The sequence below is a fragment of the Luteimonas sp. Soil_C_16 genome (genome assembly GCF_057657295.1).
Genome location: NZ_JBDGIS010000007.1, coordinates 45,468 through 67,400, shown reverse-complemented (window position 1 = coordinate 67,400; position 21,933 = coordinate 45,468). Strand labels below are relative to the sequence as shown.

The window sequence follows — 21,933 nt, the reverse complement described above, 5'->3', positions numbered from 1 at the left end:
GCCCCTTCTTCAATCCCGGTGTCGCGCACTCAGAACTTGTAGTTCACACCCACCAGATACGTGCGACCCCATTCGAGATTCTCGAGCGGCCGGTCGCGCGTGCCGGCGTAGGTGCGGTAGGCCTCGTTGGTCAGGTTGTTGGCCTGCAGCAGCAGGGTCAGGCCGTCGAACGACGAGCCCTCGCCGAAGCTGTAGCTGATCTGCGCATCGGTGATGTTCTCGCCGACCACGTAGCGCAGCGTCCGCGCACCGTCGAAGTTGCCGATCTCGCCGATGAAATCCGAACGCCGGCGCTGGCTCACGCGTGCCTCGAACCCGTCGCGTTCGTAATACGCCGTCAGGTTGTAGACGCGCTTGGACAGACCCGGCAGGTCGATCGGTCCGCTGCCGACGCTGTTGGCGCTTTCGGGATCGAAGATCTGGATGCTGCTGTCGTTGAAGCTCGCGCTGGCGACGATGCCGAAACCGCGCAGCGATTCGGTCCACAGATCGAACGGCAGCGAGGCCGTCAGCTCCAGGCCGCGCAACGTGCCGCCTTCGCCGTTCTGCGGCGCGGTGAAATTGCCGATGGTCTGCACCGGCGGCGAGTTCGGCGGCGGCACGTAGCTGGCGACGAACGCGGAGAAGTCGTAGTCGTCGCGCGTCTGGGTGTAGATGTAGGTGCGCAGGTCCTTGTAGAAGAACGCCGCGGCCACGTAGGCACGGTTGCCGAAGTACTTCTCCCAGGACACGTCGAACGCATAGGCGCGCCACGGATCGAGCAGCGGATTGCCGCCGCTGCCGCCGGGCCGGCCGGTCGCGGTGTCGACACCGAACTCCAGCGAGGAGCGCAGCTGGTCGACGCGCGGACGCGCCACCTGTTCCGCCAGACCCACGCGCAGCGTGTGCTCGTTCGGCAGCTGGAACGCGAGGTTCATGCTCGGCAGCACGTCGGTGTAGGTCTTGCCCGCTTCGAAGGGGCGCACGTTGCTGCCGGCCGGCTGCGTCGAATCGAAGTAGCGCGACGCCGACGACTGGTCGACGCGCTGGATCTGCACACCGACGTTGCCGGTGACCGTGGTCGCGCCCCAGTCGGTGCTGAGGTTGGCGCGGGCGAAGGCGCTGGTGATCTTCTCGCTGACCGTCCACGCCTTGGGAATCAGGTAGTTCAGGTCTTCGGTCGGCTCGAACACCATGTAGCGCGCAACCGCAGCGGGCACGTTCCAGGCCGGGATATAGCCGACACCGGCGAAGCCCAGGTCGACCAGCCCGTACTGCAGATCGCTGGCGATCGCGGTATCGCCCTGCGGCCCGAGGAGGATATTGCCCTCGGGCTGGCGCTTGGATTTCTCGCGGTCGGTGTGATTGAGGCCGAAGTCGAAATCGGCCAGCCAGGCGATCGACTCCGGCGCCGGCACGGTCAGGCCGATGCGCGCGGCCTTGAGTTCGTCCTCGACCTGCGGAGTCTTGCCGTAACCCGAGCCGTAGATCGTGTTGGTCAGGAACAGCTGCTCGGGATTCGAGTAGTCGAGGCCCGGCGCGAGCTGGGTGAAGTCGTCGCGGCGGATGTCGAGTTCGATCGTGTCGAAGGACGGATTCGGCAGACGCTGCGCGTTGTTCTCCAGGCTGATCTCCGAGCGCTTGGCCTTCGACCAGCTGACGTCGGTGAACAGGCGTGCGCGTTCGAAGTTGAACTCGTTGCTCCAGCCCACGGCCGAGATGCGGTCTTCGCGATGGTTGTACATGCCGCGCACCAGCGGATACACGCCGCTCAGCGTGCCGCCTGCGAAGCTGCCGTTCTCGCTGGTGCGCACGTTGCTGTAGACGCATGCCGGGTTGCACGGGAACGAGCCGTTGAACTGCGTGTTGACCTCGAACTGGTTCGCGGTGTCTTCCTGCTCGGCGCGCGAATGGAACATGTCCAGCGTGCTGGTCCACGCGTTCGACGGCCGGAACTGCAGCGTCGCCATCACGCCGTCGCGCTTGGTGTAGCCGGTGCGGCGCAGGGCCTTCATGCCGTCGGTGGCCCAAGTGCCGGGGGCCAGGCCGGGTCGCGCATCGGTCTTCCACGGTTCGTACAGACCGACCTGGTTCTCCTGGATCGGCGTGTCGCTGTGCGAGTAGCCGATCGAGAAGCCGAAGCGACGGTCCGCGGACTGGCCGATCCAGCTGCCGCTGATGCGGTTGCCATAGGGGTCGGTCTTCGCCGCTTCGCCCAGCGAGTTGCGCTGGTAGCGACCGTTGAGGGTGATGACCGACTCGTTGAAGTTCAGCGGCCGCACCGTCTGCATGTCCAGCGTGCCCGACAGGCCCTGCCCGAACAGGCCGGCGTCGGGCGTCTTGTACACGGTGACGCCGCTGACGAGTTCCGACGGGTACTGGTCGAACTCCACACTGCGGTTGTCGCCGGTGCTGACCATCTCGCGGCCGTTGAGCAGCGTGGTCGCGAAGTCGGGCGACAGGCCGCGCACGCTGATCACCTGCGCGCGGCCGGCGACGCGCTGCGCCGACAGGCCGGGCAGGCGCGCGATCGATTCGGCGATGCTGACGTCCGGCAGCTTGCCGATGTCTTCGGCCGATACCGCTTCGACGATCGAGGTCGCATCGCGCTTGATCGAGATCGCGCTCTCGATACCGCGGCGGATGCCGGTGACCTTGACCGCATCGAGTTCGGTGGCCTCGTCCGCGGCGGCGGTGTTCGAGGAATTCGTGGTGGTCTGTGCGTGCGCGCCAGCGGCGAGCATCAGCAGTGCCGACGACAGCGCGGCACTGAGCAGGTTGCGATCGAGCTTCGACATCTCCCCTCCCAAGGGTGTCCAGCGGACAGCAGTGTGTCTTCGTTTGTGCCGTCGACGACCGCCGTGGGGCAGGGCGTGGATCGGTTCGCAGCCATGGTAGTCGCGCGTTTGCCGGCCGGACGCGCGCTGCATACGTATTCATTGCCTCGCGCGCGCCGCACTGTCATCGCGGGTGGCGCGGGCCTGCGTCGCGTGTCGTGTCGGTGTCCATGGAAACCGTTTGCGTCGTGCGCCGCTGCCGCGCGATTGCAGCGATCGCGCATCGCCGAAGACCGGTCCGTCGCAGCGCGTCGGCTAGCATCGCGGCATGTCTTCGCCCCTGACCGCACCACTCGCCGCCGCATTGCGCCGCTGGGTGCTGGGCGTGTTTCCGCGCGGACAGAGCGGCATCGATTACGACGCGCCGGCCGGCGACCCCGGCCTGTTCGGGCCGAACAGCGCGACCTGGCGCGTGCATGCGGATTTCCCGGGCATGCTCGCCGGCGGCCTGTGCGCGCTGATGCTGCAGGCGCTGCATCCGCAGGTACTCGCGGGCGTCTGGGACCATTCGGATTTCCGCGATGATCTCGTCGGCCGGCTGCGTCGCACGACCGGCTTCGTCGCCGGCACCTCGTTCGCAGGCACCGAGCAGGCCCAGCGGCTGATCGCGCGGGTGCGCGCGATCCACATGCACGTGCGTGGGACCACCGCCGACGGCGTGCCGTACTCGGCTGACGATCCCGCGCTGCTGTCGTGGGTGCATGCCAGCGAGGCCTACGCATTCCTGCAGGGATTCCGCATGTACGCCGGCGTCGACATGCCGGCGTGGGCGCAGGACCGCTACTACGCCGAGGGTCATCGCGTGGCGGCTGCGTTGGGCGCGATCGAGATTCCGGCGAGCCGCGCGGCGATGGCGGCGTACTTCGACGCGGTGCGCCCGCAGCTGCGTTACGACGATCGCGCGCGCGAAGTGCTGCAGGTGCTGTCGCGCATCCGTCTGCCGGTGCCGGGTGCGGCGATCTCGCGCGGTCTGTTTCTCGGTGCGGGGGCGGCGCTATTGCCGCCGTGGGCGGAGCGGATGCTGGGCATCACCACGCTGCAGCGTGCGCGGCATCGCGCCTGCGCACGTGCCCTGCGCGGCCTGGCGCCGCTGTTCCACATCGCGTTGCCCGATGGTGCGGGGACGCGCGCGTGCAGGCGGGTGGGCGTGTCGCCGTCGATCCTGCGCACGTGGCCGGACAGCGCGGCGCGCGACGGTTGATGTCGCTCAGCTGGCAGCGTCCAGCGTTGCGACGCAGATGCCGTGCGCAGGCAGCTGCAGCGTGCCGTCGTGCAGTTCGCCCATCGGCAGACCATGCCCGTCCAGCGGATGCGCGGCCTGTGTCGTACGCCATTCGACAGGCGATGCAGACAGATTGAACACGACGAGCACGCGCGCCGTGTCCTGCTCGCGTACGAAGGCCAGCACCGGTTCCGGCGCGTCGAGGAACGTGATGCTGCCGGTACGCAGCGCGGGCTGCGTGCGCCGCCACTGCAGGAAGCGGCGCGCATGCGCCAGCACCGAATCGGCGTCGGCGTCCTGCGCGGCCACGTTCTGCGTGCGATGCGCGTCGGGAATCGGGAGCCACGGCGTGCCGGTCGAGAAACCGGCGTCCGCTTCGCCGGTCCACGGCATCGGCGTGCGGCAACCGTCGCGGCCCTTGAAGTTCGGCCAGAAGGTGATGCCGTAGGGGTCGCGCAGCGCCTCATAGGGCACGTCCGCTTCCGCCAGACCGAGTTCCTCGCCCTGGTAGAGGCATACCGAGCCGCGCAACGTGCACACCAGCGCGATCATCTGGATCGCGAACGCCGCGCCCGCGGTGCCGCCGCCCCAGCGCGTGACCGCGCGGACCACGTCGTGGTTGGAGATCGCCCAGCACGGCCAGCCGTCCATCGCGGCTTCGAGGCGCTGCACGGTGTCGCGGATATAGCCGGCACTGAAATCGTCGACCAGCAGCTCGAAGCTATAGCCCATGTGCAGGCGGCCGGGGCTGGTGTATTCGGCCGTCGTCGCCAGTGAATCCTCCGACGAGATCTCGCCCAGCGCAGCGACATCGGTGTAGCCGTCCATCAGCACGCGCAGGCGCTCGATGAAGCCGATGTTCTCCGGCTGCGTGTTGTTGTACCAGTGGTACTGGAACGCGTAGGGATTGTCGGGCGAGAAGCCGCGACCGATGCGCAGCGCCTCGGGCTTGGGCGGGTTGTCGCGCAGCTGCGCGTCGTGGAAACAGAAGTTGATCGAATCGAGGCGGAAGCCGTCGACGCCGCGATCGAGCCAGAAGCGCACGTAGTCGAGCGTCGCCTGCTGCACTTCGGGATTGTGGAAGTTGAGGTCCGGCTGGCTCGACAGGAAATTGTGCAGGTAGTACTGGCGGCGCCGCGGCTCCCACTTCCATGCCGGGCCGCCAAAGATCGACAGCCAGTTGTTCGGCGGCGTGCCGTCGGGATTCGCGTCGGCCCAGACGTACCAGTCGGCCTTGGGGTTGTCGCGCGATTCGCGGCTTTCTCGGAACCAGTCGTGCGCGTTCGAGGTGTGGCTGAAGACCTGGTCGATCATGACCTTCAGGCCCAGCGCGTGCGCCTTGGCCAGCAGCGCGTCGAAATCGGCCAGGGTGCCGAACATCGGATCGACGTCGCACTGGTCGGCGATGTCGTAACCGAAGTCGTCCATCGGCGAGCGGAAGAACGGCGACACCCAGATCGCATCGACGCCGAGCGAGGCCACGTGATCCAGCCGCGCGATGATGCCGGGCAGGTCGCCCACGCCATCGCCATCACTGTCCATGAAGCTGCGCGGATAGATCTGGTAGATCACCGCACCGCGCCACCAGGGACTCTCGCTCATCGCCGCTCTCGTCTCGCGCCGGCCGGGCGCGCAGCGAAAGTAGTGCATCGCACGGCGCCGGTGAAAGCACGCGAGGCGCCTGCATGCGATGAATACGTATGCAACTCGCGGCGCGTCGCGACGTGCTCGTTACCATGCAGCCATGCACGCACCGGCGTTGGTGCGATGCAGCGGTCCTTGGGAGGGGAGTCGCAGCACATGCGCAACGCGAAACCGCAGCTGTCGTTCTGGCAGATCTGGAACATGTGTTTCGGCTTTCTGGGCATCCAGTTCGGATTCGCCCTGCAGAACGCCAATGTCAGCCGCATCTTCCAGACGCTCGGCGCGGACATGGAACAGGTGCCCGGCCTGTGGATCGCGGCCCCGCTGACGGGGCTGCTGGTGCAGCCGGTGATCGGCTACTTCTCCGACCGCACCTGGACACGTCTCGGCCGTCGCCGTCCGTACTTCCTGTGGGGCGCGGTGTTCTCGACCGCCGCCCTGCTGGTGATGCCGAACTCGCCCGAACTGTGGATCGCGGCCGGCACGCTGTGGATCCTCGATGCGTCGCTCAACGTGTCGATGGAACCGTTCCGCGCCTTCGTCGGCGACCAGCTCGCGCCGAGGCAGCGTCCGACCGGTTACGCGATGCAGAGCTTCTTCATCGGCGTCGGTTCCGTGGTCGCCAGTGCGCTCCCGTTCGTGCTGGCGAAATTCGGCGTCGCCAATACCGCGGGGCCGGGCGAAGTACCCGACACCGTGCGCTACGCGTTCTACTTCGGTGGCGCGGTGTTGATCGGCGCGGTGGCGTGGACGGTGCTGCGCACGCGCGAGTATCCGCCCGAAGCGCTGGCCGCGTTCGACGACGCGCATCCGCCCGGCACGGTGGCAGGCGGTGACGTGCCGGTGCCGGCCGCGATCGGCGGAGTGCCGTGGCTACTGGCCGGTATCGCCGGCGTGGCGCTGGTCTGGGCGATGGGCTGGGACCGCATGCTCTACGTGCTCGCTGCGCTGCCGCTGGGCTACGGCCTGTTGCGGCTGCTGGCCGTGGCGCTGGGCGGCGGCATGATCGCCGCGATCGCCGGCGACCTGCATGCGATGCCGACCACGATGCGCCAGCTCGCGGTCGTGCAGTTCTTCTCGTGGTTCGGCCTGTTCGCGATGTGGATCTACACCACCGCCGCGGTCGCGCAGACCCACTACGGCACCACCGATCCGCAATCGGCCGCCTACAACGAGGGCGCGAACTGGGTCGGCGTGCTGTTCGCCGCCTACAACGGCTTCGCCGCGATTGCGGCCGTCGCGATTCCGTGGATGGCGCGCCGCCTCGGCCTGCGCATGACCCATCTGGTGAACCTGTGGCTGGGCGGCGCGGGTCTCGTGTCGATCGCCTTCATCCGCGATCCGCAATGGCTGCTGCTGTCGATGGCCGGCGTCGGCTTCGCCTGGGCCTCGATCCTGTCGCTGCCGTACGCGCTGCTGTCCGACAGCCTGCCCGCGCACAAGATGGGCGTGTACATGGGCATCTTCAATTTCTTCATCGTCATCCCGCAGCTGGTCGCGGTGAGCACGCTGGGCTTCCTGCTTGGCCACGTGTTCGGCGGCGCGCCGATGCGCGTGCTGATGCTCGGCGGCGCGAGTCTGGCGATCGCCGGGCTGTGCGCGCTGCGCGTCTCACGGCCACTGCCGGAGCAGGCGGTGCGATGACATCGAAACCGAGGAGTGACCGCATGACCCGAGCGTCGACCGTCGCCATCGCCGCGCTGTTGAGCGCCTGCAGCCATGCCGGAGACGTCCGCGCCAGCGACACCCCGGCCGGCGACGCGCTCTACGGCACGCGCGAGCCCTTCGCCGCGCATGCGGTCTACTTCGTCGTCACCGACCGCTTCGTCAACGGCGACACGTCGAACGACCAGCGCGAGCAGGGCGGTGCGCATCGCACCTTCGACATCCCGGTGCGTTGCCCGGACGGCATCGACGGCAACATCGGCTATCTCGGCGGCGACTTCCGCGGCGTGCTCGACAACGCCGGCTACATCCGCGACATGGGCTTCGGCGCGGTGTGGATTACGCCGATCGTCGACAACCCGGACGAGGCCTTCACCGGTGGCGATCCGGTCGCCTGCGGGAGCTCGCTGACCGATCGCGGCAAGACCGGTTACCACGGCTACTGGGGCACGAATTTCTATCGCGTCGACGAGCATCTGCCGAGCGCCGGTCTCGATTTCCGCGGCTTTACCGACGGCATGCGCGCGGCGGGGCTCAAGACCGTGCTCGACATCGTCGGCAATCATGGATCGCCTGCGTGGACGATGCCGACGCAGCAGCCCGGCTTCGGCCAGATCTTCGATGCGCAAGGCCGCCTGATCGCCGATCACCAGAACCTGCCGCCGCAACAGCTCGACCCCAAGGGCAATCCGCTGCACGCGTTCTACAACGCGACCGGCGTGGTCGATGCCAAGGACGGTTCGATCTTCGACGGCAACCTCGCCCAGCTGTCGGACTTCGATGCCGCCAATCCGGCGGTGTTCGAATATCTGGCCGGCGCCTACGAGCAGTGGATCGGGCAGGGCGCCGACGCGTTCCGCATCGACACCATCGCCTGGATGCCGCACGCGTTCTGGAAGCGCTTCGCCGACCGCATCCGCGGCGAGCATCCGGACTTCTTCATGTTCGGCGAGGCCTTCGACTACAACGCCGACAAGATCGCCGAGCACACCTGGGCCTCGAACGGCGGCATCAGCGTGCTCGACTTCCCGATGAAGCAGGCGATGGACGCGGTCTTCGCCGGCGACGCCGGCTTCGAGCGCCTCGCGCCGGCGCTGCATCTCGAACGCGGGCCGTATGCCAATCCCTACGATCTGGCGACCTTCTACGACAACCACGATATGCCGCGCATGGCGGCCACCGACACCGGCTTCATCGACGCGCACAACTGGCTGTTCACCGCGCGCGGCATTCCGGTCGTCTACTACGGCTCGGAAACCGGCTTCATGCGCGGCCGCGCCGAGCACGCCGGCAACCGCGCGTACTACGGACAGGATCGCGTCGATGCCGGCGCGCAGAGCCCGATCCACGCCGCGCTGACCCGCATCGCGAATCTGCGCCGCGACACGCCGGCGCTGCAGCGCGGGCTGCAGCTGGTGCTCGATCTCGAGGGCGACCACGCCGCGTTCTATCGCGTGCTTGGCGATGGCGATGCCCACCAGACCGCGCTCGTGCTGCTCAACAAGGGTGACGTGCCGTGGCAGGCGCGGCTGGAAGCGGCGCAGATCGCCGACGGCGTGTGGCGCGATGCGATGGACGCCGGGAGCGTGACGGCCGAGCGCGGCGTGTCGCTGAACGTGCCGGCGCACGGCGTAAGCGTGCTGGTGCGCGACGAAGTCGCGATGCCGGATGCGCTGCGCGCTCGCCTGCACAAGACGATGGACCGGCGCCTGGGCGGGCCCGACGCCGCCACCGACTGACCGGGCGCCCGACCCGGCAGGCGATCAACGCCGCGCCGTCGACTCCCGCACGACCAGCGACGTCGGCATCCGCAGACTCTCCGCCGGCTCGCCGATGACCAGTTTCATCAGGGTGTCGACCAGCAGCTCGCCCGCGGTCAGCGTGTCCTGCACCACGGTCGTCAGCGCCGGCGTGGTCATGCGCGCGGCGGGGATGTCGTCGAAGCCGGCGATGGCGACGTCGTCGGGCATCCGAAGTCCATGCTCGGCGAATGCGCGCATCGCGCCGATCGCGATCAGGTCGCTCGCCGCGAACACCGCGTCGAACGGCAGCCCGCGCCGCAGCAGCTCGCGCGCCGCCGCGTAGCCCGAATCCTCCGCGCTTTCGGCATCGACCTGCAGCGCACGCTCCATCGGCAGGCCGCGCGTCTGCAGCGCCGACTCGCACCCCAGCCAGCGATCCAGGAATTCCGGATAGCGACTGGACGCATCGCCGAGAAACGCGATGCGGCGATGCCCCAGGTCGGCGAGATGCGCGCCGACCTGCGCACCGCCGCCGGCGTTGTCGCAACCGATCGAGATGCCCGGCTGTCCCGGCAGCACCGCGCCCCAGCGCACGAACTGCGTGCCCTGTTCGACCAACGTGCGCAGCTTGCCCTGGTAAGCGAGATAGTCGCCGTAGCCGAGCAGGATCAGCCCGTCGGCCTTGTGGCTGTCGCCGTAATCGGCGTGCCAGTCGTCCGAGAGCTGCTGGAACGAGATCAGCAGGTCCTGCCCGTGCCGCGCGCAGGCGCGGGTGATGGAGCCGAGCATCGGCAGGAAGAACGGGTTGATGTGCGACTGGTCGCTGGTCGGATCCTCGAACAGCAGCAGCGCCAGCGTGCCCGACTGCTGCCGCCGCAGGTTGGACGCGTTCTTGTCGACCTTGTAGTTCAGCTCCCGCGCGATCCCGATGATGCGCTCACGGGTTTCGCGGTTCACCGACGGATGCCCCCGCAGCGCACGCGACACGGTCGGCTGCGACACGCCGGCGAGGTGCGCGATGTCCAGCGAGGTCGGCTTGCCCTTGATCGTCATCGCGCAGGTACGGAAAAAACCGCCCCGATGATGCCACGCGGGGCGAAGCCGGCGTCCGGAGCAGGATCTTCAGGCGGGGCTGCGGCGGCTCGCGTGCCGGCTCCACGCACCCCGAGGCCGTGCGCGCCGCCGGGCAGGCGCCAGGCCGCGGCGATCCCGCCCGAAGCGCGCCACGGCCGCATTCTGCGTTACCATCGACGTCCGTTCTCCCGCATACAGGTGGCCCGCGGCAACGCCGGCCGAGCGTGCGACATGCGCACTACCACCGCCCAGCGCTGACTGCCCCGAGGCCTCCTGCACAAGGCGCCCTCCGGCGCTTTTTTTGTGGCCGCCACGCGGCTCGCGGACCGCCACCGGCCCGCTCCCGACACCTTCAGATCCCGGTTCCCATGATCACGATCACGCTCCCCGACGGCAGCCGCCGCGAATTCGAACAGCCCGTTTCCGTCCTCGAGGTCGCCCAGTCGATCGGCCCGGGCCTGGCCAAGGCCACCGTCGCCGGCAAGGTCGATGGTCGCCAGGTCGACGCGTCCGACGTCATCGATCACGACGCGACGCTGCAGATCCTGACGCCGAAGGACGCGGAGGGCGTGGAGATCATCCGCCACTCCTGCGCGCATCTCGTCGGCCACGCGGTCAAGCAGCTGTACCCGGACGCGAAGATGGTCATCGGCCCGGTGATCGACGACGGCTTCTACTACGACATCTACAGCGAGCGGCCGTTCACCCCCGAAGACATGACGGCGATCGAGACGCGCATGGCCGAGCTGATCGACACCGAGTACGACGTCTTCAAGAAGATGACGCCGCGCGCCGAAGTCATCGAAACCTTCAAGGCCCGCGGCGAGGACTACAAGCTGCGCCTGATCGAGGACATGTCCGCCGACATCACCGAAATGGGCCTGTACCACCACCAGGAATACGTCGACATGTGCCGCGGCCCGCACGTGCCGAACACGCGGTTCCTCAAGGCGTTCAAGCTCACGCGCATCTCCGGTGCGTACTGGCGCGGCGATTCCAAGAACGAGCAGCTGCAGCGCATCTACGGCACCGCGTGGGCGGATGCCAAGCAGCTCAAGGCCTATATCCAGCGCATCGAGGAAGCCGAGAAGCGCGACCACCGCCGCATCGGCAAGCAGCAGGAACTCTTCCATCTGCAGGAAGAGGCGCCGGGCCTGGTGTTCTGGCATCCGAAGGGCTGGGCGCTGTGGCAGGTCGTCGAGCAGCACATGCGCGGCGTCTACCGCGACAGCGGCTATGGCGAAGTGCGCTGCCCGCAGATCCTCGACGTGTCGCTGTGGCAGAAGTCCGGCCACTGGGACAACTACAAGGACAACATGTTCTTCACCGAGTCGGAGAAGCGCACCTACGCCGTCAAGCCGATGAACTGCCCGGGCCACGTGCAGATCTTCAACCAAGGCCTGCACAGCTACCGCGATCTGCCGATCCGCTACGGCGAGTTCGGCAGCTGCCATCGCAACGAGCCCTCGGGCGCGCTGCATGGCATCCTGCGCGTGCGCGGTTTCACCCAGGATGACGGCCACGTGTTCTGCACCGAATCGCAGATCGAATCGGAAGTCACCGCGTTCCACCAGCAGGCGCTGGCGGTCTATACGCACTTCGGCTTCGACGACATCCAGATCAAGATCGCGCTGCGTCCCGAATCGCGTCTCGGCGATGATGCCACCTGGGACAAGGCCGAAGCCGCGCTGCGCAATGCGCTGTCGGCCTGTGGCGTGGCGTGGGAAGAACTGCCGGGCGAGGGCGCGTTCTACGGCCCGAAGATCGAGTACCACCTCAAGGATGCGATCGGCCGCACCTGGCAGCTTGGCACGATGCAGGTCGATTTCATGATGCCCGGCCGCCTCGGCGCCGAGTACGTCGACGAGCACAGCCAGAAGCAGGTGCCGGTGATGCTGCACCGGGCGATCGTCGGCTCGATGGAGCGTTTCATCGGCATCCTGATCGAGCACCACGCCGGCGCATTCCCGGCCTGGCTGTCGCCTGTGCAGGCGGTTGTGATGAACATCACCGACGCCCAGGCGGATTTCGTGGAGACGGTTCGGAAATCCCTTGCAAATCAAGGGGTCCGCATCGAGGCCGATTTGCGGAACGAAAAGATCGGCTATAAGATTCGCGAGCACACGCTGCAACGGGTACCGTATCTGCTCGTGATCGGGGATCGCGAGAAGGAAACCGGTACCATCGCCGTTCGGACGCGTTCCGGTGAAGATCTGGGCTCGATGCCGATCGACGACTTCGTTGCCCGCCTTCGCGCGGCGCCCGTTCCAGCATGAGTCCTTCACCGGCGCCGGTCCAACATGGACGCGCCGGTCGCCCCGTTGGTTGACGAGCCGGCGGTATGTTCCATTTCGGAGATCGCAGTATTAGCACCCCTGACAACAAGCAGAATCGGCGCAATCAGGACATCCGCGTACCGCGGGTGCGCGTGATTGGTTCCGACGGAGAGATGATCGGCGTCCTGTCGCGCGACGATGCGCTCAAGGCTGCCGAGGAGGAGGGGCTCGACCTCGTCGAGATCCAGCCCAACGCGGATCCGCCGGTCTGCAAGATCATGGACTTCGGCAAGTTCAAGTTCGACCTCCAGAAGAAGGCGAATGAGGCCAAGAAGAAGACCAAACAGCAGGAAATCAAGGAACTCAAGTTCCGGCCGGTCACCGACGAAGGCGACTACCAGATCAAGCTGCGCAAAATGCGCGGGTTCCTTGAGGACGGCGACAAGATCAAGGTCAACATCCGCTTCCGTGGCCGCGAGATGAGCCACCAGGAGCTGGGCCGCGAGATGGCGTCGCGCATCGAGGCCGACCTGGGCGAGGACATCGTCATCGAATCGCGTCCGCGCCTCGAAGGCCGGCAGATGGTGATGATGATCGCGCCGAAGAAGAAGTAATCCGCGCTTCGTGCGGATTCCCTCGGCCGCTTCCCCGGAAGTCCGCCGAAGGTGGAGGAGGCGCCGCGAGGCGCCTCTTTCCGTTCCAGATCGGGCGGGAGAGGATTCGGCGTCCCCGTTGCCGGATCACGCCAAGGGCGCGATCACAGCCGGGCAACTGGTAGTACCGGCGCCTTCCGCCAAGCCGATGATTTGCAAGCCGAATCCCCGCACGGCATAATGCGCGGCTCCCCGGTCCGCCGGGGTGGCAGATTCATCCAGGACCCGCCTGGATTCCCTCGTGGGATCAAAGGCTTAACACCGGCATGGGCAGGACGGAAAGCGTGGCATCGGCCACCGCCCAGTCAGTACTCGTATCCCACAAGGACTCTCGCAATGCCCAAGATCAAGACGCACCGGGGCGCCGCCAAGCGGTTCCGGAAGACGGCGTCCGGCAAGTTCAAGGCCGGTCACGCAAACCGCAGCCACATCCTCACGAAGAAGACGACCAAGCGGAAGCGCGGTCTTCGTCAGACGAACATCATTCCGGCATGCGACAGCGCTCGCGTCGCCCGCATGCTGCCGTATCTCTGAGGAGGACTGAACCATGGCTCGAGTCAAGCGGGGCGTCCAGGCACGCCGTCGTCACAAGAAGGTTCTCGGCCGCGCGAAGGGCTATTACAACGCCCGTCGCAAGGTCTTCCGCGTCGCCAAGCAGGCCGTCATCAAGGCCGGCCAGTACGCGTATATCGGTCGCAAGCTCAAGAAGCGCGATTTCCGTTCGCTGTGGATCACGCGTATCAACGCGGCCGCACGTCTGAACGGCATCAGCTACAGCCGCTTCATGAACGGTCTGCTGAAAGCCGGCATCACCCTGGATCGCAAGATCCTGGCCGACCTCGCGGTCAACGATGCCACCGGCTTTGCCGCGCTCGCCGAGAAGGCGAAGGGCGCGCTGGCGGCCTGAGGCCGTCGTCTCCACCGTAAAGCGGTATTGCCGCCGGATCCGTCCGGCGGTCACGTGGGGAAGGGCGCAAGTCCTTCCCCATTGTTGTTTGTGGCGCCGGATATTCGCGGCGCCACATTCCCCCATCAGCGACGGGCCAGCAGTGCGATGAGCGAAATCGACTCCCTTTCGAACCAGGCGCTTGCCGATATCGAGGCGGCCGCGACGCCCGAGGCGCTCGAAGCGCTGCGCGTCGGACTGCTCGGCAAGAGCGGCAGCATCACGTCGCAGCTCAAGGCGCTTGGCGCATTGCCGGGCGACCAGCGGAAAGCGGCAGGCGAGGCGATCAATCGCGCGCGCGACGTGATCGGCACCGCGCTGTCGACGCGCAAGATCGCGCTCGACGATATCGCCCTCGACGCGAAGCTGTCGTCGCAGACCATCGACGTCACCTTGCCGGGCCGCAACGGCGCCCGCGGCGGCGTGCATCCGATCAGCCGTACGCTCGAGCGCATCGCCGACATCTTCGGGCGTCTGGGCTACGAGCTGGCCGACGGTCCAGAGATCGAGGACGACTGGCACAACTTCGAGGCCTTGAACTTCCCGCCGCACCATCCTGCGCGCGCGATGCACGACACGTTCTATTTCGGCGATGGCCGTCTGCTGCGCACGCACACCTCGGGCGTGCAGGTGCGCTACATGGGCGAGCACGCGCCGCCGCTGCGCATGATCGCGGCCGGCAAGGTCTACCGCTCCGACAGCGACCAGACGCATTCGCCGATGTTCCACCAGGTCGAAGGCCTGTTGGTCGATGAGCACGCGACGTTCGCCGATCTCAAGGGCACGCTGAGCGAATTCGTGCGCGCGTTCTTCGAACGCGATTTCGAGATGCGTTTCCGCCCGAGCTACTTCCCGTTCGTCGAACCCGGCGCCGAAGTCGACATCGCCTGGCAGCAGGCCGATGGCAGCACGCGCTGGCTCGAAGTGCTGGGCTGCGGCATGGTCCATCCGAACGTGCTGAAAGCCGTCGGCATCGATCCCGAGCGCTATACCGGCTTCGCCTTCGGCCTCGGCGTCGAGCGCTTCGCGATGCTGCGCTATGGCGTCGACGATCTGCGCGCGTTCTTCGACAACGACGTGCGCTTCCTGCGCCAGTTCGCGTAAGTCCAGCCGCAGCGCGTCTGCATCTTCTCCGCGTCATCCGTCGCGACAGGTCCCGCAGTGCCGGGACGACGATTCCAAGAGATCGCCATGAAATTTTCCGAGAACTGGCTACGCCAGCACGTCAAGACCGATGCCACCCGTGATCAGCTGGCGGCGACGCTGACCGCGATCGGCCTGGAAGTCGAAGAGATCACGCCGCTGGGCGAGGCGCTCGATGGCGTTGTCGTCGCGCGCATCGTCTCGGCCGAGAAGCATCCCGAAGCCGACCGTCTGCAGGTCTGCCAGGTCGATGCCGGTGGTCAGATGCTGCAGATCGTCTGCGGTGCGCCGAACGCGCGTCCCGGCCTGGTCGCGCCGCTGGCACTGATCGGGACGACCGTCGGCACGTTGACGATCAAGGCTGCGCAGCTGCGCGGCGTCGATTCCAACGGCATGTTGTGCTCGGCCAAGGAGCTCGGCATCGACGCCGATGCATCCGGTCTGCTCGAACTGCCCGACGATGCGCCGATCGGCGCGCCGCTGGCCGAGTATCTCGGACTGCCCGACGCGAGCATCGAGCTCAAGCTCACGCCGAATCGCGCCGACTGCTTCGGCATCCGCGGCATCGCGTTCGACGTGGCCGCCGCCTGCGGCAGTGAAGTCACGCCACTCGATGCACCGGCCGTGCCGGTTGCCTCGGATGCATCGCTGCAGGTCGCGCTCGACGCGGGCGCCGATGCGCCGCGCTATCTCGGCCGGGTGATCGAAGGCATCGACGCGACGCGTCCGACGCCGTCGTGGATGGCCGAGCGCCTGCGTCGCAGCGGTGTGCGTCCGGTCAGCTTCCTCGTCGACGTCACCCAGTACGTGATGCTCGAACTCGGTCAGCCGATGCACGCTTTCGACCGCGACCTGCTCAAAGGCCCGGTCGGCGTGCGCCGCGCGCACACGGGCGAAACGCTCAAACTGCTCGACGGTCGCGACGTGACGCTGGATGACCAGTTCCTCGCGGTCACCGACGCCGACCGCGTCGTCGCGCTGGCCGGTGTCATGGGCGGTTTCGATACGCGCGTGACCGACGGCACCCGCAACGTGTTCCTCGAATCCGCGCACTTCGCGCCGGACGCGATCATCGGCCGCAGCCGCCGTCTGGGCCTGCACACCGATGCCGCGCACCGCTTCGAGCGTGGCGTGGATCCCGAGCTGCCGCGAACCGCGATCGAGTATGCGACGCGCCTGATTCTCGATGTCGCCGGCGGCAGCGCCGGTCCGGTGACCACCGCCGAACTCGACGCGCACCTCGCTCAGCCGCGCACGATCGCGCTGCGTCGCGCGCGCCTGACGCGCGTGCTCGGCCTGACCGTCGACGATGCCGAGATCGAACGCATCCTGCGCGCGCTGGGACTCACCGTCGTCGCGAACAGCGAAGGCTGGCAGGTCACCGCGCCGACGCGTCGCTTCGATCTGGCGATCGAGGAAGATCTGATCGAAGAGGTCGTGCGCATTCACGGCTACGACCGCGTGCCGACCACGCTGCCCGGCGGCGCGACGCGCATTGCTGCGCCCAGCGAAACCCGTGTCGCCGAGGCCGAGCTGCGTCGGCAGATGGTCGCGCGTGATTGCCTGGAAACGGTCAACTTCGCGTTCGTCGATGCATCGCTGCTCGCGACCTGGCAGGCGGATGCAGGCAGCGTGCCGCTGGCCAATCCGCTGAGCGCCGAACTCGGCGTCATGCGCACCGCGTTGCTGCCGGGCCTGGTGTCCACGCTCGGCCGCAACCTCGCCCGCCAGCAGGACCGCGTGCGCCTGTTCGAACTCGGCAAGGTGTTCGCGCAGGCGAACGCTGCCGGTGCTGCACCGGTCGAGACCTTGCGCGTCGCTGCCGCGGTCGCCGGCGATGCCGGCACCGAACAGTGGGGCGACGCGACGCGTCCGGTCGACTACTTCGACCTCAAGGGCGATCTCGAAGCGCTGGCCGCAGTCGCGGGCGCGACGCTCACCTTCGCGCGTTCGACCACGGCGCACGGCCATCCCGGCCGCTCGGCCGACGTGCTGCGCGATGGCGCGCGCGTGGGCTGGATCGGCGAGCTGCACCCGCGCCTGCTGCGCGCACTCGACATCGACGTGCCGGTGGTGGCGTTCGAACTCGACGCGTCCGCGCTGCAGGCACGTCCGCTGCCGCGCGTGACCGGGCTGTCGAAGTTCCCGTCCGTGCGTCGCGATCTGGCGATCGTCGCGCCGGACTCGGTCGACTGGGCGGCGCTGGAAAACACCGCGCGCGCATCCGCCGGGCCACTGCTGGCCGACGTGCGCCTGTTCGACCGTTATGCCGGGCAGGGGGTCGAAACGGGGTTCAGGAGTCTCGCCATGGGCTTGATTCTGCAGGAAAGTTCACGCACTCTGACCGATCGCGATGTCGATGCTGTCGTTGCGGACGTGGTGGCCGCGCTCGCGCGCGAACACGACGCGAAGATCCGGGGCTGAGGCCTCACAGGGGGATTGCTGCGTGGCACTGACGAAGGCGGACATGGCCGAGAAACTCTACGAGGAAGTCGGCTTGAACAAGCGCGAGGCGAAGGAATTCGTCGACGCCTTCTTCGACGTGCTGCGCGATGCGCTGCAGCAGGGCCGTCAGGTCAAGCTGTCGGGCTTCGGCAATTTCGACCTGCGCCGCAAGAACGAGCGCCCGGGCCGTAATCCCAAGACCGGCGAGGAGATTCCGATCTCCGCGCGCACGGTCGTGACCTTCCGTCCGGGCCAGAAGCTCAAGGAACGCGTCGAGGCCTATACCGGCTCGGTAGGCGCCGCACATGCTTGACCCGGGCAGCAACCGCGAACTGCCGCCGATTCCGGCGAAGCGCTACTTCACCATCGGTGAGGTCAGCGAGTTGTGCGACGTCAAGCCGCATGTGCTGCGTTACTGGGAGACGGAGTTTCCGAGCCTGAGTCCGGTCAAGCGTCGCGGCAACCGTCGTTATTACCAGCGACACGACGTGCTGATGGTCCGCCAGATCCGCGGCCTGCTGTACGAACAGGGCTACACGATCGGCGGTGCGCGTCTGCGTCTGGAAGGCGAGGGCGCCAAGCAGGAGTCCGCGCTGAGCAGCCAGATCGTGCGTCAGGTGCGCATGGAACTCGAGGACGTGCTGCAGTTGCTGAAGCGCTGAGCGCACCGCGTCACATGGATGGGCGAAACGTCCGCCAGACGGTATAATTTCCAGATTCCGGGGTATAGCGCAGCCTGGTAGCGCACTTGTCTGGGGGACAAGTGGTCGTCGGTTCAAATCCGGCTACCCCGACCAACACATGCGACATCCGAACGGCCCGTGCGCAAGCGCGGGCCGTTCTTTTTTTGGCGGATCATTGGTGTACGTCAGCTCGCATCGAGCAGCGCGCGACCTTCGCTCGTGAGATCGATATCGCCGTCTTCGGCGAGCACGGCATACCCCGCATTGACGGCCCAGCCGGTCTCGGATTCGGTAATGGGCGTCGTCGTCTCGATATCGCGCAGGATGCGGCGTTGGTCACTGGTGATCGTCATGGCGGTCTTCCGGTACGGGACATCACCACGGTAGCGATGCGGGTGTCGGTAGGGCGTGCGCGCTTTGCGAACGCGCCAGTCGTCTGCACTCGCGAACATGCTGAATGGAAAGCCAGAGATGCGTCTGACTTCGTGCGCATTCACGACGCCGGCTTCGTATGCTCAGTCTTCATTTTCTTGAACGGATCAGGCTTATGGACAAGCGGTTCGGTGGTGTGGTCCTCGCGTTCGCGATGGCATCGATCCCGGCGGTCCCCAACGTGCACGCGCAGGACGCGGCGGCGCGCCTGTCTACACCCGTTGCACAGTCCGATCCCTCAGATGTCCGCGACATGGAGACCGTTGTGGTCACCGGTGTGCAGCCCGGCCCTGGCCTGTGGCGGGTGCGGCGCGGCGAACACACGCTCTACATTCTCGGCACCCAATCGCCCTTGCCCAAGTCCATGACCTGGCGTTCGGACGAGGTCCGTGAGGTGCTTGCCGAGGCAGGCGTGGTGCTCGGACCGCCGGGCGTACGAGTGGGCTCGGACATCGGTATCTTCCGGGGCCTGACGATGCTGCCGGCAGCGATGCGCGCAGCGAGAAATCCCGACGGTGCCACGCTGGACGAACTGTTGCCGGCGGATGTCTACCAGCGCTGGTCGGCGCTCAAGCAGCGCTACATCGGGCGCGATCGGGGAATCGAACGCAAGCGGCCGCAGATCGCGGTGTACGAGCTGTATCGCGCCGCGCTCGATGCCAACGGACTGCGCGAGGGCGGCGTCATCACGCCGGTGCTCGACGATGTCCTCAAGGCGCGCGGCATGAAGCTGACGCCCACGACGCTCGAGGTCAAGATCGACGATCCGCGCGCGGCGCTCGCCGAGTTCCGCAAGGAAGGCTTGAAGCCCGAGGACGTGTCCTGCTTGCGCGAGACACTCGACGTCATCGAGCGGGGGTTGCCGCAGGTCGCCGCGCGTGCGAACGCATGGGCCGTCGGCGATCTCCACGTACTGCGGGCGACGGCCGGACAGGGCAGCCAGCTGCAGGCCTGCATGTCGTCCTTTCTACAGACCGACACCGCACGCAAGCGCGGTCTCGATGATCTCGAAGCGCGGGTCCGGGCGCACTGGCTGGCCGCGGCCGATCAGGCGCTCGACGCGCATCCCGTGTCGTTTGCAACGCTGTCGGTCAACGATCTGCTGGGGACTGCGGGCTATCTCGCCGCATTGCGGCCCCGCGTGGATGCGGTGCTCGCGCCGGACGAGGCGGACGCGATCGAGGACGTCGATGCAGAGGGCATCGACGCCGCTACGCCCTGATCCGCGTGCGCCGGACAGCTTCGAAGCTGTCCAGCGCTTCGCTTCGGTACCTCAGCCTGCCACGGCCTGCACACCGGCGGCGGGACGCGCTGCCAGATCCGGCCAACGTGCGAGCACGGCGGCGCGGATGCCTGCGGGATCGAGCCCTGCTTCGGCGAGCAGATCCTCGCGACTGGCGTGATGCTGGAACGCATCCGGCAGGCCGAGGTGCAGGATCGGCATCGTGACGCCTTCGGCATTGAGCAGTTCGGCCACGCCCGAACCGGCGCCGCCGGCGACCACGTTGTCCTCCAGGGTCACGAAGCCCTCGTGGGTCTTCGCCAGCTCGAGCAGCAACGTGCGGTCGAGCGGACGCACGAAACGCATGTTGACGACGGTTAGATCGAGCGCCTCGCCGACCTGTCCGGCGGCCGGCACGATCGCGCCGAACGCCAGCAGGGCGATGCGCGCACCGCGGCGTCGCAGATCGGCCTTGCCGATCGGAAGCGTGTCGAGCGGCGTGTCGATCGCGACGCCGGGACCGGTGCCGCGCGGGTACCTTACGGCGGCCGGGCCTTCGTGGCGGAAGCCCGTCGTCAGCATCGCGCGGCATTCGTTCTCGTCGGCAGGCGCCATGATCACCATGTGCGGCACGCAGCGCAGGAAACTCAGATCGAGGTTGCCGGCATGCGTGGCGCCGTCCGGACCGACGACGCCGCCGCGGTCGATCGCGAACAGCACGTCGAGCTTCTGCACCGCGACGTCGTGGACCAGCTGGTCGTAGGCGCGCTGCAGGAAGGTCGAATAGATTGCGACGACCGGTTTGGCGCCTTCGCAGGCCATGCCCGCCGCCAGCGTGACCGCATGCTGTTCAGCGATGGCGGTATCGAAGTAGCGCGCCGGGTACTCCTTGCTGAAGCGCACCAGGCCCGAGCCTTCCCGCATCGCCGGCGTGATGCCGAGCAACAACGGATCGGCCGCGGCCATGTCGCAGATCCAGTCGCCGAACACGTCGGTGTAGGTCGGCTTCTTGACGCCGGACTTGGCGACGAGACCCTTGTCGGGATCGAAGGGCGAGACGGCGTGGTAGCCGATCTGGTCGCCTTCGGCCAGCTCGTAACCCTTGCCCTTGGTCGTGATCACGTGCAGCAACTGCGGACCCTTGAGACCCTTGAGCGTCTTGAGCGTCTCGACCAGCGCCTTGACGTCGTGGCCGTCGATCGGGCCGGAGTAGTGGAAGCCCATTTCCTCGAACAGCGTGGACGGCACGAACATGCCCTTCCAGTGTTCTTCCCAGCGACGCACGAACTTCGCCGTCGGGTTGTTCTTGTCGCCGAGCAGCTTCTTGCCGCCTTCGCGCAGCGCGTTGAGCGTGCGGTTGCCGGTCGCCCGGCCGAGCATCTTGGTCAGCCCGCCGACGGCTTCGCTGATCGACATGCGGTTGTCATTGAGCACCACCAGCACGTCGGGCTCGGGCTCCATGCCGCCGGCGTGATTGAGCGCCTCGTAGACCATGCCGGCGGTCATCGCGCCGTCGCCGATCACCGCGACCACGCGGCGGTCGTTGCCGGCCTGCGCGTTGGCGATCGCCATGCCCAGTGCGGCCGAGATCGAGGTCGACGAATGACCGACGCCGAAGGTGTCGTACTCCGACTCCTCGCGCTTGGGGAACGGCGCCACGCCGCCCTTCTGCTTGACCGTGTGGATGCGGTCGCGGCGGCCGGTCAGGATCTTGTGCGGGTACGTCTGGTGACCCACGTCCCAGACGACGCGGTCGTGCGGCGTGTCGTACAGGTAATGCAGGACCGTCGTCAGTTCGATCACGCCGAGGCCGGCGCCGAAATGGCCGCCGCTCTTGCCGACGGATTCAATGAGATAGGCGCGCAGTTCGTCGGCGATCGCGGGCAGTTCGGCTTCGTCGAACTGGCGGAGGTCGGACGGCGCGTCGATGCGCGCGAGGCGCGGATAGCGCGTGGAGTCGATCATCCTCC

General features: G+C 67.2%; 17 protein-coding genes and 1 tRNA gene. 13 read left to right on the top strand and 5 right to left on the bottom strand.

The window, feature by feature from the left end:
• Nucleotides 1-29 precede the first annotated feature (29 nt).
• A complete protein-coding gene (locus AC3A5T_RS13630) occupies nt 30-2,777 on the bottom strand; it encodes a TonB-dependent receptor (RefSeq protein WP_487629033.1) in 2,748 nt (915 codons plus the stop codon).
• Nucleotides 2,778-3,084: 307 nt separating this feature from the next.
• Between AC3A5T_RS13630 and AC3A5T_RS13625 the strand changes: the two genes are divergently transcribed.
• Entirely contained in the window at nt 3,085-4,017 is a 933-nt protein-coding gene (locus tag AC3A5T_RS13625) for an oxygenase MpaB family protein (protein ID WP_487629032.1), read from the top strand.
• Nucleotides 4,018-4,023: 6 nt separating this feature from the next.
• Here AC3A5T_RS13625 and AC3A5T_RS13620 read toward each other — a convergent pair whose 3' ends face one another.
• Complete coding sequence (locus AC3A5T_RS13620) at nt 4,024-5,640, bottom strand: alpha-glucosidase family protein (RefSeq protein ID WP_487629031.1); 1,617 nt, start codon at nt 5,638-5,640, stop codon at nt 4,024-4,026.
• A gap of 198 nt (nt 5,641-5,838) precedes the next feature.
• Here AC3A5T_RS13620 and AC3A5T_RS13615 point away from each other — a divergent pair, with 198 nt between their 5' ends.
• Together AC3A5T_RS13615 and AC3A5T_RS13610 are read left to right on the top strand one after the other, a co-directional pair.
• A complete protein-coding gene (locus AC3A5T_RS13615; RefSeq protein ID WP_487629030.1) occupies nt 5,839-7,326 on the top strand; it encodes an MFS transporter in 1,488 nt (495 codons plus the stop codon).
• 23 nt (nt 7,327-7,349) lie between these two features.
• Nucleotides 7,350-9,086 carry an alpha-amylase family glycosyl hydrolase gene (locus AC3A5T_RS13610; RefSeq protein WP_487629029.1) on the top strand — a complete coding sequence of 579 codons (1,737 nt, stop codon included), beginning with the start codon at nt 7,350-7,352 and terminating at the stop codon, nt 9,084-9,086.
• A 24-nt stretch (nt 9,087-9,110) separates the two neighbouring features.
• Here AC3A5T_RS13610 and AC3A5T_RS13605 read toward each other — a convergent pair whose 3' ends face one another.
• The gene (locus AC3A5T_RS13605; RefSeq protein WP_487629028.1) at nt 9,111-10,142 is read right to left on the bottom strand and encodes a LacI family DNA-binding transcriptional regulator; all 1,032 of its coding nucleotides are present in this window, start codon (nt 10,140-10,142) and stop codon (nt 9,111-9,113) included.
• A gap of 389 nt (nt 10,143-10,531) precedes the next feature.
• Here AC3A5T_RS13605 and thrS point away from each other — a divergent pair, with 389 nt between their 5' ends.
• The 9 genes from thrS to AC3A5T_RS13560 all read left to right on the top strand — a co-directional run bounded on the left by thrS (nt 10,532) and on the right by AC3A5T_RS13560 (nt 18,423).
• The gene (gene thrS / locus AC3A5T_RS13600) at nt 10,532-12,439 is read left to right on the top strand and encodes a threonine--tRNA ligase (RefSeq protein WP_487629027.1); all 1,908 of its coding nucleotides are present in this window, start codon (nt 10,532-10,534) and stop codon (nt 12,437-12,439) included.
• A 65-nt stretch (nt 12,440-12,504) separates the two neighbouring features.
• Nucleotides 12,505-13,053 carry a translation initiation factor IF-3 gene (infC, locus tag AC3A5T_RS13595; protein WP_159678260.1) on the top strand — a complete coding sequence of 183 codons (549 nt, stop codon included), beginning with the start codon at nt 12,505-12,507 and terminating at the stop codon, nt 13,051-13,053.
• A 375-nt stretch (nt 13,054-13,428) separates the two neighbouring features.
• Nucleotides 13,429-13,626, top strand: coding sequence for a 50S ribosomal protein L35 (gene rpmI, locus AC3A5T_RS13590; RefSeq protein WP_232114664.1), 198 nt, complete (start codon nt 13,429-13,431; stop codon nt 13,624-13,626).
• 13 nt (nt 13,627-13,639) lie between these two features.
• Nucleotides 13,640-13,999 (top strand): 50S ribosomal protein L20, encoded by a 360-nt coding sequence (gene rplT / locus AC3A5T_RS13585; protein WP_159678264.1) that lies wholly within the window; start codon nt 13,640-13,642, stop codon nt 13,997-13,999.
• A 147-nt stretch (nt 14,000-14,146) separates the two neighbouring features.
• The gene (gene pheS / locus AC3A5T_RS13580; protein WP_487629026.1) at nt 14,147-15,142 is read left to right on the top strand and encodes a phenylalanine--tRNA ligase subunit alpha; all 996 of its coding nucleotides are present in this window, start codon (nt 14,147-14,149) and stop codon (nt 15,140-15,142) included.
• 87 nt (nt 15,143-15,229) lie between these two features.
• Complete coding sequence (pheT, locus tag AC3A5T_RS13575; protein WP_487629025.1) at nt 15,230-17,605, top strand: phenylalanine--tRNA ligase subunit beta; 2,376 nt, start codon at nt 15,230-15,232, stop codon at nt 17,603-17,605.
• A gap of 22 nt (nt 17,606-17,627) precedes the next feature.
• Nucleotides 17,628-17,939, top strand: a complete 312-nt coding sequence (locus tag AC3A5T_RS13570) for an integration host factor subunit alpha (protein WP_232114670.1) — start codon at nt 17,628-17,630, stop codon at nt 17,937-17,939.
• Complete coding sequence (locus AC3A5T_RS13565) at nt 17,932-18,288, top strand: MerR family transcriptional regulator (RefSeq protein WP_047136502.1); 357 nt, start codon at nt 17,932-17,934, stop codon at nt 18,286-18,288. Before AC3A5T_RS13570 ends, AC3A5T_RS13565 begins: the two co-directional genes overlap by 8 nt.
• Before the next feature lie 58 nt (nt 18,289-18,346).
• A tRNA-Pro gene (locus AC3A5T_RS13560) sits at nt 18,347-18,423 on the top strand.
• A gap of 71 nt (nt 18,424-18,494) precedes the next feature.
• Here AC3A5T_RS13560 and AC3A5T_RS13555 read toward each other — a convergent pair.
• Nucleotides 18,495-18,662 carry a hypothetical protein gene (locus AC3A5T_RS13555; protein ID WP_487629024.1) on the bottom strand — a complete coding sequence of 56 codons (168 nt, stop codon included), beginning with the start codon at nt 18,660-18,662 and terminating at the stop codon, nt 18,495-18,497.
• Nucleotides 18,663-18,856: 194 nt separating this feature from the next.
• Here AC3A5T_RS13555 and AC3A5T_RS13550 point away from each other — a divergent pair, with 194 nt between their 5' ends.
• Nucleotides 18,857-19,963, top strand: coding sequence for a TraB/GumN family protein (locus tag AC3A5T_RS13550; RefSeq protein ID WP_487629023.1), 1,107 nt, complete (start codon nt 18,857-18,859; stop codon nt 19,961-19,963).
• Nucleotides 19,964-20,014: 51 nt separating this feature from the next.
• On the opposite strand, the gene dxs is transcribed toward AC3A5T_RS13550, so the two are convergent.
• The gene (dxs, locus tag AC3A5T_RS13545) at nt 20,015-21,928 is read right to left on the bottom strand and encodes a 1-deoxy-D-xylulose-5-phosphate synthase (RefSeq protein WP_487629022.1); all 1,914 of its coding nucleotides are present in this window, start codon (nt 21,926-21,928) and stop codon (nt 20,015-20,017) included.
• Between the last annotated feature and the right edge of the window lie 5 nt (nt 21,929-21,933).

What these genes read in the sequence shown, in the direction of transcription:
- AC3A5T_RS13630 (WP_487629033.1), bottom strand. Translation starts at nt 2,777, where the DNA reads ATGTCGAAGCTCGATCGCAACCTGCTCAGTGCCGCGCTGTCGTCGGCA.
- AC3A5T_RS13625 (WP_487629032.1), top strand. Translation starts at nt 3,085, where the DNA reads ATGTCTTCGCCCCTGACCGCACCACTCGCCGCCGCATTGCGCCGCTGG.
- AC3A5T_RS13620 (WP_487629031.1), bottom strand. Translation starts at nt 5,640, where the DNA reads ATGAGCGAGAGTCCCTGGTGGCGCGGTGCGGTGATCTACCAGATCTAT.
- AC3A5T_RS13615 (WP_487629030.1), top strand. Translation starts at nt 5,839, where the DNA reads ATGCGCAACGCGAAACCGCAGCTGTCGTTCTGGCAGATCTGGAACATG.
- AC3A5T_RS13610 (WP_487629029.1), top strand. Translation starts at nt 7,350, where the DNA reads ATGACCCGAGCGTCGACCGTCGCCATCGCCGCGCTGTTGAGCGCCTGC.
- AC3A5T_RS13605 (WP_487629028.1), bottom strand. Translation starts at nt 10,142, where the DNA reads ATGACGATCAAGGGCAAGCCGACCTCGCTGGACATCGCGCACCTCGCC.
- thrS (WP_487629027.1), top strand. Translation starts at nt 10,532, where the DNA reads ATGATCACGATCACGCTCCCCGACGGCAGCCGCCGCGAATTCGAACAG.
- infC (WP_159678260.1), top strand. Translation starts at nt 12,505, where the DNA reads ATGTTCCATTTCGGAGATCGCAGTATTAGCACCCCTGACAACAAGCAG.
- rpmI (WP_232114664.1), top strand. Translation starts at nt 13,429, where the DNA reads ATGCCCAAGATCAAGACGCACCGGGGCGCCGCCAAGCGGTTCCGGAAG.
- rplT (WP_159678264.1), top strand. Translation starts at nt 13,640, where the DNA reads ATGGCTCGAGTCAAGCGGGGCGTCCAGGCACGCCGTCGTCACAAGAAG.
- pheS (WP_487629026.1), top strand. Translation starts at nt 14,147, where the DNA reads ATGAGCGAAATCGACTCCCTTTCGAACCAGGCGCTTGCCGATATCGAG.
- pheT (WP_487629025.1), top strand. Translation starts at nt 15,230, where the DNA reads ATGAAATTTTCCGAGAACTGGCTACGCCAGCACGTCAAGACCGATGCC.
- AC3A5T_RS13565 (WP_047136502.1), top strand. Translation starts at nt 17,932, where the DNA reads ATGCTTGACCCGGGCAGCAACCGCGAACTGCCGCCGATTCCGGCGAAG.
- AC3A5T_RS13555 (WP_487629024.1), bottom strand. Translation starts at nt 18,662, where the DNA reads ATGACGATCACCAGTGACCAACGCCGCATCCTGCGCGATATCGAGACG.
- AC3A5T_RS13550 (WP_487629023.1), top strand. Translation starts at nt 18,857, where the DNA reads ATGGACAAGCGGTTCGGTGGTGTGGTCCTCGCGTTCGCGATGGCATCG.
- dxs (WP_487629022.1), bottom strand. Translation starts at nt 21,928, where the DNA reads ATGATCGACTCCACGCGCTATCCGCGCCTCGCGCGCATCGACGCGCCG.